Source organism: Pseudomonas cichorii (assembly GCF_015471405.1).
Classification (GTDB): domain Bacteria; phylum Pseudomonadota; class Gammaproteobacteria; order Pseudomonadales; family Pseudomonadaceae; genus Aquipseudomonas; species Aquipseudomonas serbiensis.
Genome location: NZ_BLVZ01000003.1, coordinates 16,629 through 28,910, shown reverse-complemented (window position 1 = coordinate 28,910; position 12,282 = coordinate 16,629). Strand labels below are relative to the sequence as shown.

Annotated in this window: 9 protein-coding genes; 5 read left to right on the top strand and 4 right to left on the bottom strand. The window is 60.0% G+C overall.

Going from position 1 to position 12,282, the window contains the following annotated elements; translation table 11 throughout:
• Positions 1–29: 29 nt before the first annotated feature.
• The 3 genes from JL015_RS04230 to JL015_RS04220 all read right to left on the bottom strand — a co-directional run bounded on the left by JL015_RS04230 (position 30) and on the right by JL015_RS04220 (position 5,706).
• Positions 30–1,775 (bottom strand): ABC transporter ATP-binding protein, encoded by a 1,746-nt coding sequence (locus JL015_RS04230; RefSeq protein ID WP_201017559.1) that lies wholly within the window; start codon positions 1,773–1,775, stop codon positions 30–32.
• Positions 1,772–3,556, bottom strand: a complete 1,785-nt coding sequence (locus tag JL015_RS04225) for an ABC transporter ATP-binding protein (protein WP_201017558.1) — start codon at positions 3,554–3,556, stop codon at positions 1,772–1,774. Before JL015_RS04225 ends, JL015_RS04230 begins: the two co-directional genes overlap by 4 nt.
• A 146-nt stretch (positions 3,557–3,702) precedes the next feature.
• Positions 3,703–5,706 carry a TonB-dependent receptor gene (locus JL015_RS04220; protein ID WP_201001926.1) on the bottom strand — a complete coding sequence of 668 codons (2,004 nt, stop codon included), beginning with the start codon at positions 5,704–5,706 and terminating at the stop codon, positions 3,703–3,705.
• Positions 5,707–5,853: 147 nt separating this feature from the next.
• Between JL015_RS04220 and JL015_RS04215 the strand changes: the two genes are divergently transcribed.
• Positions 5,854–6,798, top strand: coding sequence for a helix-turn-helix transcriptional regulator (locus JL015_RS04215; protein WP_201017557.1), 945 nt, complete (start codon positions 5,854–5,856; stop codon positions 6,796–6,798).
• Between the two features lie 15 nt (positions 6,799–6,813).
• Here the strand turns inward: JL015_RS04215 and JL015_RS04210 are convergent, their stop codons facing one another.
• A complete protein-coding gene (locus JL015_RS04210; RefSeq protein ID WP_201017556.1) occupies positions 6,814–9,309 on the bottom strand; it encodes a TonB-dependent receptor plug domain-containing protein in 2,496 nt (831 codons plus the stop codon).
• Between the two features lie 345 nt (positions 9,310–9,654).
• Here JL015_RS04210 and JL015_RS04205 point away from each other — a divergent pair, with 345 nt between their 5' ends.
• The 4 genes from JL015_RS04205 (at position 9,655) to JL015_RS04190 (ending at position 12,271) form a co-directional block, all read left to right on the top strand.
• Entirely contained in the window at positions 9,655–10,032 is a 378-nt protein-coding gene (locus JL015_RS04205) for a DUF2946 domain-containing protein (protein ID WP_201001932.1), read from the top strand.
• 92 nt (positions 10,033–10,124) lie between these two features.
• Positions 10,125–10,730, top strand: a complete 606-nt coding sequence (locus JL015_RS04200; protein WP_201017555.1) for an SCO family protein — start codon at positions 10,125–10,127, stop codon at positions 10,728–10,730.
• Entirely contained in the window at positions 10,724–11,233 is a 510-nt protein-coding gene (locus tag JL015_RS04195; RefSeq protein WP_201017554.1) for a copper chaperone PCu(A)C, read from the top strand. Before JL015_RS04200 ends, JL015_RS04195 begins: the two co-directional genes overlap by 7 nt.
• A gap of 225 nt (positions 11,234–11,458) precedes the next feature.
• Complete coding sequence (locus tag JL015_RS04190; RefSeq protein ID WP_201017553.1) at positions 11,459–12,271, top strand: energy transducer TonB; 813 nt, start codon at positions 11,459–11,461, stop codon at positions 12,269–12,271.
• The last annotated feature ends 11 nt before the right edge of the window (positions 12,272–12,282 follow it).

Here is a 12,282-nt window from a genome sequence, read left to right as displayed (position 1 = left end):
CCGCGCAGGATTTGCGCGGCGCGTAGGGTTCAGGTGTTCAGGTTCCAGTGCCGTGCCCGGCTCTGCTGATTCCATAAATGTGCGTAAAGACCGTTCAGCTCCAGAAGCTCGTCGTGACGGCCCTGCTCGACGATGCGCCCGCGATCCATGACCAGAATCTGGTCGGCGTGCTGGATGTTGTGCAGGCGGTGAGCGATGACCAGCACGGTGCGGTCACGCACCAATGCATCGAGCCCCAGTTGAATAGCGGCTTCCGAGGACGGATCGACGCTGGAAGTGGCTTCATCGAGCAACAGGATCGGGCTGTTCTTGAGCAGGGCACGGGCAATGGACAGGCGTTGGCGTTCGCCACCTGAAAGCCAGCCGCCGTTTTCGCCAATCCGCGTGGCGTAACCGTCTGGCAGGGCCTCGATAAAGTCGTGGGCCTGAGCAAGGCGTGCGGCGTGGATGACTTCCTGTTCGCTTGCGCCGGGCTTGCCGACCAGCAGGTTGTCCAGCACGGTGCCGGAGAACAGCGTGACGTCCTGGAAGACCATGGAGATGTGTTCTTGCAGGTACTGACTGCCAATCTCACGGGCCTCGATGCCGCCAATCTGCAAGTGACCGCTGTCGATGTCCCAGAGCCTTGCGACCAGATGCGCCAGAGTGCTTTTGCCGGCTCCGCTCGGGCCGACCAGTGCGGTCAGGGTGCCCGCTGGCATGTGGCAGGAAATACCGTCGATCACCGTCGATTCACGCTCGGCGTAGCTGAAGCGCACATTCTTGAGTTCGATATCGAAGTGTTGGGGTTTGCGTGGCGTGGAAGGCTCAGGCATCGGTGCCTGCTCCAGCAACTGCTCGGTGCGGGTCAGGGCCAGATGGCCGAAGCGCAGCAGCAGCGTGGAGAAACCCAGGTCGATGGCCTGGCGATACAGCGGCAGGGACAGCACGGTAAAGATGAGCAGGTTTTCGATGCTCAACTGCCCCTTGAGCAGCAGGTTGCAGCCCAGCAGTACCATCAGGATGAAACCGGCTTCGATCACCAGTCCGAACAGCCCGACCCAGGGTGCCGGTTTCAGTTCGATGCTGACCATCGCCTGATGCTGCGCATCCATCACTTTGTTCAAGCGTTGCAGGGCGCTGCCGAACCGGCCGAAGCTGCGGATCACCGCAATGCCTTGAATGTATTCCTGCAACGCTGCCTGGGTGCGGTTGTTATTGGTGAGCATGCGGTCGGCATGCACCAGAGTCTTGCGGATCGCCACATAGATGGCCAGGCAGGCCAATGGGAGCATGGCCAGCACAGCGAAGGCCAGCACGGGTTCCAGCCAGAACAGGAAGATCAGTAGAAAGGCCAGCTTCGCAAGCGACAGGGCGAAGACGCCGAGAAAGTGTGACCAGAGATGTTCTACCAGTGCCAGGTCACCGGTGACCCGAGCGCTGATTTCGCCGCTGTGGGTCTTGCCGAACCAGCCAAGAGGCAGCTTTTGCAGATGGTCCACAAGGCGAATGCGGGCGTTGGCCATCATGGCGTAGGCACCGGTGAAGATCAGCGGTGTGCCGATTGCGCCGGTGACGATTCGGGCAATCAGGCAGGCGAGCATCGCCAGTGCCAGCCCGATCACGCTCAAGGTGGTGGACGTGCCTTTGAGCAGGCTGTCGAGCAACCAGTACAACAAAGGGTAAGGCGCAGCGCTCAACAGGCCTTCCAGCACTGCAAGGCGCAGGCCCTGATTCAGATGTGGGTCACGCTGGCCGGCCAGGCGTTCACCGGCTCGCATCAGATTGGCGATCATGCCGATACTCCTGTACTGCTCAGTTGCCATTGGCGAATACGTGTGTGGTCTTGCCAGAGCTGTCGATACAGCGTGCAGCCTTCAAGCAGCTCTTCATGACGACCGATGCCGCACACTTGCCCCTGATCCAGCACGACGATGCGCTGGGCGGCAATCACGGTATGCAGGCGGTGGGCGATCATCAGCACCGTGCGGCCTCGGCACAGATTGGCCAGAGCTTCCTGGATCAGCGCTTCGTTTTCGCTGTCGGCATAGGCGGTGGCTTCATCAAGAATCAGTACCGGAGCGTTCTTGAGCAGGGCGCGGGCGATGGACAGCCGCTGGCGTTCGCCACCGGACAGTTGCGCTCCGCCTTCGCCGATTCGGGTCTGATAGCCCTGCGGCAGACGCTGAATGAAGTCATGGGCACAGGCTGCGCGGGCGGCGGCTTCGACGCTGGCCTGATCGGCATCGGGCCTGGCCAGCAGCAGGTTGTCGAGCACTGTGCCGTCGAACAGGTGAACCTGCTGGAATACCGACGCGACCCGTTCGAGCAAGGCTTCCAGCGGCCAGTCACGCAGATCCGTGCCGCCCAGAGTGATACTGCCGCTGTCGGCATCGAACAGACGGCAAACCAGTTGCGCCACGGTGCTCTTGCCGGAGCCGCTCGGGCCGACCAGCGCTGTCAACTGGCCTGCCTGGGCGCTGAAGCTGACCTGGTTCAGGGCTTTTCTTTCGCCATAGGTGTGGGAGACGTTTTCCAGGCGCAGGTCCAGTGGCGCATCGGGGATGCGGGCGTCCGGGTTTTCGCTCATCGCCGGGCTGAGCAACACCTCGTTGATACGGGCCAGTGCCGCATTGCGTTGTACCTGATCGCCGAGCATGTAGGTCAGGCGCAGCAGTGGCATCAGTACGGCGGGGGCGAGAAGCAGAAACAACAGCAATGTTTCCAGGGTGATCTTGCCTGCCAGCAGCAGCCAGGCACCCAGTGGCGCAACGATGATCAGGTTGGCGCTGAGCAGGCCCGAGAACACCACCCAGAACAGCGAACTCTTGCGGGCAAAGCCGGCCACCCACTCAGCGGCACCGCGAATGTCCTTGCTCAGTGTGCCGAAGCGCAGGCTGGTCAGGCCGAAGCTTTTCACGACCTGTATACCTTGCAGGTACTCGCTGAAGCTCTGGGAAATCTGCTGTTGCAGGCTTTGCCATTTGGCCATGCGTTCGGCCGAGCCCTTGACCATCAGCATCTGCGCCATAAAGGCCAGGGGCAGCGGGGCAATACAGGCCAGTGCCAGTCGCCAGTCGATGCAAAGCAGCACGATCAGGGTCAGCGGCGGCATTACGGCGGCGGCTATGGAGTCGGGGAGTGAGTGAGCAAAAAAGCCTTCAAGAGAGCCGACGTCGTCGTTGATTGTGCGACGCAGGTCCGTGCTGCTGTTCTTGTTGAAGAAGCTCAAGGGGACTTCGCCCAGATGCCGGGCGATACGGCTGCGCAGCTGGCGTAATAGCTCGAAGGCCGCCAGGTGGGCGGTTACATGGCTGACGGTCATGATCAGCCAGCGCAACAGAACGGCAAAAAGCGCTGCCAGCCCCCAGCCCAGGGCGGCTTCGGCATTGGGTGCGGTATTGAGCAGCATCTGCGCAATCTTGTAGATGCACCACAGCGGCACCAGGCTGAGCAGGGTCGAGGCCACGGCGCAACCGATGGCGATGGCAAACATTGTGGGTGCCAGTTTCAGCAGCCCGGTATGGCTCAAGGGCTCTTTTGTGGTCGTGCCGACAGTGTCGTGTTGTGGGCTCATTCAGAACTCCTGTAGGTTTCTGTGCTTTTCAGGAGGGTGCACGGGGCCGGGCTGACGGCTGAAGGGCCGTGGCCACGGGTCATTCCGTTGAAAGAGCGAAGCGCTTGCCGGCTTCGCCCGTTACACCTTTCCCGACGTGTCTCGCGTCAGAAGGTTATTTTGGTGCTCACGCCCAGTTCGCGGCCTTGGCCGGGTTGGCTGAACTGGGCGCCGGAGGTGATGTAGGAGTAGGTGCGATAGTCCTTGTCCCCCAGGTTGTTGCCGTACAGCGCCAGTTCCAGGTCCGGTTTGGGCAGCCAGGAAAGGCGGGCGTCCACCAGGCTGTAACCGCCTTGCGAGACTTCGTTGTCCACATCGAAGTAGTGCTGGCCGGTGTAGCTGATGCCGACACTCGGACGCAGCTCGCCCAACAGGTTATCGAAGTAGAAACTGCGCTCGGCCGAAGCACGCAAGGTGCGTCCGGGTGTGTAGGTCAGGCTGTTGCCCTGGCGGTCGGAATCCAGCATGCGGTTGCGGTTGACGGTGCCGGCCAGACGAATCAGCGTCGCTTCGTCGGCGCGCCAGTCCACGGACATTTCCGCGCCTTCGCTGCGGGCCTTGCCGATGTTGCTCAAGGCTTGAGTGCCGGTGCCTGCGGCGCCGATGAACTGCTGCACATCGTCGATATCGATGCGGTACAGCGCCGCATTCAGCCAGAGACGCTTGTCCAGCAGGCTGGATTTGACGCCGACTTCCATGTTCAGGGATTTTTCCGGCGAGTAAGCCACCGAGTCGGAGGTGATCGAGCCAATGCGGTTGTAACCACCTGCCTTGAAGCCTTTGCTGACCGATGCGTACAGGCGGGTATCAGGCGTTACCTGGAAGCCCAGCGCCACTTTGGGCGTGGTGCTGGTGAAGGTGTCGTTGCCTTTATAGACGAAGCCCGGTGTGAACAGCGCGTCCACCTGGTTGTAGGTGGTCTCGGCCTTTTCCTCGCTGTGACGGGCGCCCAGGGTCAGGTCCCAGCGCGGCGCCAGGTGCCAGATGAACTCGCCGAACACGGCTTTTTCGGTGTTCTCGATGCGGCTGTCGGCTGCGCCATACACGCCGAACAACGGGGCGCCAGCGTCAGGAGTCCGCTCTGAGTGGCTGCGGCTCTTCTGCCAGTACAGACCGCCGACTGCATCCCAGGCACGGTCTTCACCTTGGGTGGCGAGGCGCAATTCCTGGCTGACGGTGCGCTGGGCTTCCGGCCAGTGGAAACCCATGTCACCGAACAGGCGCTCATGACGGTAATTCTGCAGGGATGTGATGGAGGTCAGTTTCAGTGAGTCGCTGAGGTTCCAGTCGATGGTCGCGCTGCTGGTTTCTACCCGACGCACGTAGATCGACTCCATCAACGGCACGCTGGCCCGGCGCTTTTCATAGGTTTCGTCGGCCAGATATTGCTCGTTGTAGGACGTCAGCCGGTCACGGGCATAGGCCAGTTTCAGGCTGAAGTCTTCGTTGGGCCTGAAGGTCAGTGCGACATTGCCACCACCGTTGTCGCTGTCGCCATGATGTTCGCTGCGGGTCAGCTCGCCATCGGTATCATCGTGATAGACGGTGCCCTGAATGAACAGCTTGTCTGTGACCAGCGGAGCCGAGCCGCTGACGGCGACTTGTTGATGCAGATTGCTGAAGCGGCTTTGTATCGTCGCCGTCGGTGTGTTGTCCGGCTGGCGGGTAATGATGTTCAGCGCACCTGCATGGGCGTTGCGTCCGTACAGGGTGCCTTGCGGCCCTTTGAGCAGTTCGATGTGTTCGACGTCGAGCAGTTGTTGATTGAAGGTGCCCAGGTATTGCGGGACGCCATCGACGTAGATTGCCACTGGCGCGTTGTAAGGGTCCGAAGACGAAATGCCGCGCATGCTCAGGCTCGGGAACACTCCAGCACCGGTATTACGCACCAGCAGTTCGGGGAATACTCTTTCCAGCTCGCCGCTGTTATAGACGTTGGCACGCTCAAGGTCAGCCTCACTGGCAACCGAAAGCGCGAGATCGGTCTGATCCTGGGCCTGGGTTCGCTTGCTGGCAGTCACTTGCATTTCGGGCAAGTTCAGAACATCGTCCGCCAGAACGTGGCCGGATATGGCGAATGTAATCGCCAGGCTGAGTATAGAGCGCTGCATGGGAAGACTCGGCTGCTAAGTGGAAGCCGCTATCTTCTGGTTATGGTTATGTTGTTGCGCGTGCGATCGGGGTATAAAAGCGCGCAATCGGCACTATAGTTGATAAGTGTTATCATTTGAGTCTGATTCCCAAAAGAGTGTGTACCAATGAGCCTTAATCATTACCATGCTGATTATGAGTTGCCCAAGGTGCTCACCGAAGAGGTGGGAGACGAACTCGATATCCGTCTGATCGAATGGCAGGTCGATGAAGACCGCCATCTGGATGCCTCCTGCGAGGCGTCGTTGACGGTGTCCTATCACGCCAACTGTGCGGGCTGGCGCAGTTTCGCCGATACTTCGCCCTTGAGCTGGCGCGAAGATCATTGCTGTCTGTTTCATTCCACGGTGCCTTTACAGGGCGTGGGTTTTGTCCCGGCGGGGACGCGCTGGCGCGGGGTGAATATCAGTTTCGCAGCTCATCGGCTGGGCATGCTGGATCTGGCCACTCAATTGTTCGAGTACGACGGCCCCTGGGAGAAAACCCGTACGGTAGACAGTGCGGCGCGTCTGGCACAGTTTCCAGCGCCCCATGTGGTGCGGCGTATCGGCCAGGAAATGCTGGGATGCAGGCTAGAAGGTGTTGCCAGGGATTTACTGCTGCGGGGCAAGGCCTATGAAATGCTCGGGCAATTGACGGCGCATATCCAGGACCTTGCGCGCTTCACCGGGCTCAGCGCCGGTGGCCGTGATCTGGCCCGTGTCGAGCGTGCGCGCAAACTGCTTGAGGCTCACCCGGAACAGGACTGGACCATCGAGTCACTGGCCCAGTGTGTGGAACTCAATACCAAGAAACTCAAGCAGGGTTTTCGCGACGTCTACGACAGCGGCGTGTACGGCTATCTGCAGAAAGTCCGTATCGAGCGTGCTGCACAATTGCTCAAGCAGCAGGGATCGGTCAGCGAAGTGGCGGCGGCGGTCGGGTATTCCAACGCCAGCCACTTCGCCAAGGTTTTCCGCCGTTACTACGGCATCAATCCGCTGCACTTCAGTACCCTGGCCGCCAATGGCATGGATGAGACCGCGATTCAGGCCGAGGTCTATCCATTCTGATCCTGATGGCGCCAATCAGAAGTCATAAGCGATCTTGCTATACCAGAACCCGCCACCCGGATAGAACGGCGGGTTGCTGTACAGGTTCAGACCATTGGCCGAAGGGATGGCGTTCTTGTCCGGTCGCACATTGAAGATGTTGGTGCCGCCCAGGCTGAGGGTGATGTTGTCCGCAATGGTGTAGGACAGGTCCAGGTCGGTGATCCATTTGGCACCAAAGCTGCGGTCGCCACTTTCCAGTTGTTGAAGCGTCTTGACCTTGCCATAGCGGGTGGTTTGCAGGTTCACGCCCAGATCGCCGAGGGTCCAGTTGGCGCCCAGCACCCATTTGGTTTTTGGTTGCGCGTCGGTCAGATCGCCCTCCCGGGCACGGCCGACCCAGGTCAGGCTGCCGCCGGTGTTGTCGCCCAGGCCCTGTAAGGCTGAGGGCTCGCTCTTGACGTCGGTGATGATGGTCTTGTTGTAGTTGAAGCCGGCACTCCAGCGCACATCGCCAAAAGCGCCATAACGGCTGGAGTGATCGAGCACGATATCCAGGCCGCGAGTGCGGGTGTCGAAGGCGTTGGCGTAGTACGAGGTCCAGGTGCTGGTGTCGACGCCTTGCGCGGTAAGAATCGGTGCCAGTGCCGGGCCGTACAGGCTTTCGGTACGCGCGATGCGGTCGGCGATTTCGATCCAGTAGGCATCCACCGTCACGCTGGTGCGCGGTGCCGGTTGCCAGGTCACGCCAAGGCCCAGGTTACGGGATTTTTCCGGGTCCAGAGGAGTGGCACCCAAGGCCTGGGCCAGGGCCGAATTGACCGGTGCGATGCGGGTCACGGCCGGCACGATGGTGCCGTCAGGCGCTGCACCGACCCGGTTGTCGGAGATGCTGTAGCCGATCTGGGTCAGGGAAGGTGCCCGGAAGCCGGTGCCCACTGTACCGCGCACCGCGAAGGTGTCGGTGAACTCGTAGCGGGAGTTGAGCTTGGCGCTGACGGTGTTGCCCGAGTCGTCATCGAAATGCTCTGCGCGCAGGGCCAGGTCAATGAACAGTGGCTCTATGGGCGTGATGCCGAAGTCCACATAGGCTGCATAGTTGTTGCGTTTGATACTGGTGGCGTCCAGAGGTGAAATGACCGCCGCAGCCTGCGCGGCAATCGAGGCCAACTGGCCTGCCAACGGGTTGGGCTGGCCATTGGGCAGGGTGGCCGGGAAGCGATATCCCCCGACCTGATACGCCTGGGCATCACCGGCGAAGGTCCGGAAGCGCTCCCAGCGATGTTCCAGCCCCGCAGAAACCTGCAATGGCACGCCGAACACCCCGTCAAAGGCGCGGGTGATGTCCAGGTTGTTGACCCATTGCTCGAAACGGTAGGTCGCCAGGTCATCGAAGGACGTCGGTGATGCCGGACCCAGTGACGGGTTGATGGTCAGGTCACTGTATTGATGGTTGTTGTTGCGCCCGTAGGTGGTGCTCAGGTCCCAGTTCCAGCCCAGTGACTCGCCTTTGGCACCGATCAGGTACTGGTAGTCGGTATCGTCCAGGTTGTTCAGCGGATAGTAGCCATCGGGGAACAGTTCCGGGATGTTGGCGTTGCCGTTGGGGTAGCGGAAATAGTTATTGATGATGGCGTCGCGTTGACCATAGGTGCCGTAGGAATACAGCTTTGTCCGGTCATCGAGTGGCAGTTCGGCGTTGTAGGCCAGGTTGAATGCCTTGATCTGCGGGTCGCCGTTCTTGACGCCCACCCGGTCCCAGGTCGCTTCCCGAGGATCGCCGGGGAAGTAAGCGGTGTTGGTGGCTTTTTCATTCCAGCTGGCATCTCCACGCTTGCGCGCATCGGCGGACAGGTGCAGGAAACCGCCATCCCCCAGTTCAAAGCCGGTATCGCCTTCGAACTTGGTCACTTCGCCTTCGCCGCTATAGAGCTTGCCGTAGGTCACGCCCAGGTGGCCGCCCTGAGCGCTGGATTTGAGGATGACGTTGATCACCCCCGCAATGGCATCGGAGCCGTACTGGGCCGCGGCGCTGTCCTTTAGGACTTCGATGCGCTCCACAGCGCTGACGGGGATCATGTCGATGTCCACCGAGTTGGCGCCGCTGCTGTCAGTCGAGCCGTTGGCGGGCAGGGCGCTGTTATGGCGTCGCTTGCCATTGACCAGCACCAATGTATAAGCCGGTGCCAGGCTGCGGTTGGACAAGGGGCGGATAGTGGAGTTGTAGCCGGCGACGTTGGTGCCGTAGTTGAACGAAGGCAGCAGCTTGGCGATGGCTTCGGTCAGGTCTGCGCGGCCGGTCTTGAGCAACTGCTCGCTGGTGACTATGTCGATGGGGGCCGGGCTGTTGGTCACGGTGCGCTCGGTGCCGCGAATGCCGGTGGAGATGACCGTGACCTTGTCCAGGCGGGTGTCATTGCCGGATTCTTCAGCCGCCTGAACGGGCGTTATCAGACCCAGTCCGGCAAAGGCGATACCTTTTAGCAGGTGAGGGTGCAGAGGCTTTGTGGCTGCGCGAGCAGTGAAGGCCATGGAGAGTGATCCTTGTCAGTTTCGGGAAGTTTTTCTGAGCCTCCACTGGTAGGGGTCGGTCTGTAAGCGGGAATATATGGTTATGAAACAATCCTGTGAAAGTTCTTTTCGGTATAAGCTAATTATAAATAATTTGAATTTATATTTATCGTGTAAATAAAATAATTGCATCTTTAGGTTGGCGGGAATCCGGACTTTCAGTCGCCAGCGGACCCTATGTGCAGGCTGCGCCACTTTGTCGCACCTCGGGCTATGGCCCGTCACCACACGCTTCCTGCCTTGGCCTGCACGCCGCCCGTGGATTCGCGGTGTTCGACAGGGCGTGAGAGTGGTAGATTCGCCGCCATGAAATTCGTCCGAACCCACCGCTCGCTCATTGCCTGGATGCTGTATGGCTTCATCCTGTTCAATGGCGTCATGTGCAGCGTCAGCCATGGGCAGATGCTGGGGGCGTTTTCCTCTGTAGAGGCCGCAGATATCTGTGGTGATCACCCGGACACTTCCCTGTCGATGGAAGGGCCGGACGAGGCCAGGCATGCGCTGGTCATGCAACTGGCCATGCTGGACTGTACCTTCGCCGGCAAGCTGACCGGTATTGTGGTGTTCTTCATCGGACTGGGCTGGCTGCTGCGCTCGCGCGATGTCAGGCTGCGTATCCCGCCGGGCCTGATGCGCCAGTCTTCCCGTCACACTTCGCCAGGGCTGGTGCCACAGGCACCCTGAAGCCCGGTCTTGCCTTGATTGGTTGTCTGCAGCGCATCCAGCATGTGACGTGCTGCATGCCTTGCCTGTTTTCCTTCAAAGGACCGTAATGCATGACTCAATACCTGACCCGTCGCGAAGTGGTCGCGGGCCTCTCCTTGCTGAGCCTTGGCGTTCTGACCGGTTGCAATAACTCCAATGCCTTGCCGTTCAAGTACGGCAAGGACCTGAGCAACAAGATCATCGGGCGTAACTTCAAGCTCAAGAACTCTCAGGGTGATGTGCTGACCCTGTCGAGTTTCCGGGGCTATATGCCGATGGTGTTCTTCGGCTTTACCCAATGCCCGGCGGTCTGTCCGACGGCACTGGCCCGAGCGGCGCAGATCAAGAAACTGATGGGTGCCGATGCCGACACCTTCCAGGTGGTGTTCATCACCCTGGACCCGGAGCGCGACACGCCAAAAGTCATTGATGCCTATGTAAAGGCGTTCGACCCAAGTTTTGTGGCCCTGTCCGGCACGCTGGAAGAAACCGCGGCCACGGCCAAGGAGTTCGGCGTGTTCTACGAGAAGGTGCCGCTGGGCGACACTTATACGATTTCCCACACCTCAACCAGCTATGTGTTCGACACCCGTGGCGTGCTGCGCCTTGGTCTGTCCCACTCGCTGTCCGCACAGCAATGCGCAGAAGATCTGCTCACCTTGATGGAAGTATGTTGATGAATGCTCTGATCCGTAATGCCCTGAACGCCACCCCATGCAAAAGCCTGCTGCTGGCCCTTTCTGTCATGGGCATGAGCGTGCAGGCTCACGCGCAAACCACCGTTGATGACGCCTGGGTGCGGGCCACTGTGGCCGGGCAGCCTGCGACCGGTGCTTTCATGAACATCACGTCGACCACCAACAGCAAGCTGGTTGAAGTCAGCTCGCCTGCCGCGAAAGATGTGCAGATCCATCAGATGAGCATGAAGAACGATGTAATGAACATGCAGCAGGTCAAATCCATCGACCTGCCAGCCGGCAAGACTGTTGTGCTGGACTCCAATGGCTATCACGTCATGCTCATGGGCCTGGTTGCCCAGGTGAAGGAGGGCGATCAGGTGCCGCTGACCCTGACCGTTGAAGACGACAAGGGCGTCAAGGAGTCGATCAAGGTCCTCGCGCCAGTCAAGGCGCTGACGGCCCAGGGACATTCCGGTCATGGCGATCATAGCGGTCACTGATTGATCCGTTGACCCAGGCAGCGCCAAGCCCCGTCATGTCATTGCATGCCGGGGCTTTTTCATGGGTGAGATTTTTTTATATTTCCTTTTTGAATAACAGGAGAACTAAATATTCTTTTCGGGAACAAGCGTGATCATGGATGATTGCCCGGCGCTATCAAATTGGAAAGGTGACTGATACCAACAGAACCTGGATTTTTACTGAAAAAATGCAGGAGTGTATCAATGGGCAATGTCCAGACCGCAGCCAGTGCGCATGAAGTGCCTTGGCGCCAAACGCCGAGCGGCGAATTGGTCGATCTGGGGCGTCCTTTTCGGGGACCCTTGGCGCTGTCGCGGTTGCACCGCACGCCCAAGCCTGTCTTGGGACGTCGGGAAGGAATTCTGCTCGGTGCATTTGCTCTGGTGTTGCATGGCGCAGTGATTTACTGGCTGAGCCAGACGCCGACGCCTGTTCTGCCGATCGTTCCGCCGGAAATTCCGCCGATGACCATCGAATTTTCCCAGCCCGCGCCGCCTGTGGTGGAAACACCGCCACCGCCGCCCGAGCCAATCGTTCAACCTGTGGTCGAGCCGCCGCCTCCCGTCGAGGATGAGCTGGCCGTCAAGCCACCGCCCAAGCCAAAACCCAAGCCGGTCGTTAAACCGCCGACTCCCAAGCCTGTCGCCAAGCCCGTGGAGCAACCGCCAGCGCCACCTGCACCGCCACAACCGGTTGCAGCGCCAGCGCCTCCAGCACCGCCTGCGCCAGCACCCGTGACGCCTGCTTCGGCCAGCGCCGGTTATCTGCGCAATCCGGCACCGGAATACCCGTCTCTGGCCATGCGCCGCGGTTGGGAAGGGACAGTCCTGTTGCGAGTGCATGTACTGGCCAGCGGCAAGCCTGGAGAAATCCAGATTCAGAAAAGCAGTGGTCGTGAATCGCTCGACGAAGCCGCAGTAACGGCAGTCAAGCGCTGGAGCTTCGTTCCAGCCAAGCAGGGCGATGTCGCCCAGGATGGCTGGGTCAGCGTCCCCATCGACTTCAAGATCAAATAACGGTTTCAAAG

Coding starts and splice junctions, on each gene's coding strand:
- JL015_RS04230 (WP_201017559.1), bottom strand. CDS start 1,775: ATGATCGCCAATCTGATGCGAGCCGGTGAACGCCTGGCCGGCCAGCGT.
- JL015_RS04225 (WP_201017558.1), bottom strand. CDS start 3,556: ATGAGCCCACAACACGACACTGTCGGCACGACCACAAAAGAGCCCTTG.
- JL015_RS04220 (WP_201001926.1), bottom strand. CDS start 5,706: ATGCAGCGCTCTATACTCAGCCTGGCGATTACATTCGCCATATCCGGC.
- JL015_RS04215 (WP_201017557.1), top strand. CDS start 5,854: ATGAGCCTTAATCATTACCATGCTGATTATGAGTTGCCCAAGGTGCTC.
- JL015_RS04210 (WP_201017556.1), bottom strand. CDS start 9,309: ATGGCCTTCACTGCTCGCGCAGCCACAAAGCCTCTGCACCCTCACCTG.
- JL015_RS04205 (WP_201001932.1), top strand. CDS start 9,655: ATGAAATTCGTCCGAACCCACCGCTCGCTCATTGCCTGGATGCTGTAT.
- JL015_RS04200 (WP_201017555.1), top strand. CDS start 10,125: ATGACTCAATACCTGACCCGTCGCGAAGTGGTCGCGGGCCTCTCCTTG.
- JL015_RS04195 (WP_201017554.1), top strand. CDS start 10,724: ATGTTGATGAATGCTCTGATCCGTAATGCCCTGAACGCCACCCCATGC.
- JL015_RS04190 (WP_201017553.1), top strand. CDS start 11,459: ATGGGCAATGTCCAGACCGCAGCCAGTGCGCATGAAGTGCCTTGGCGC.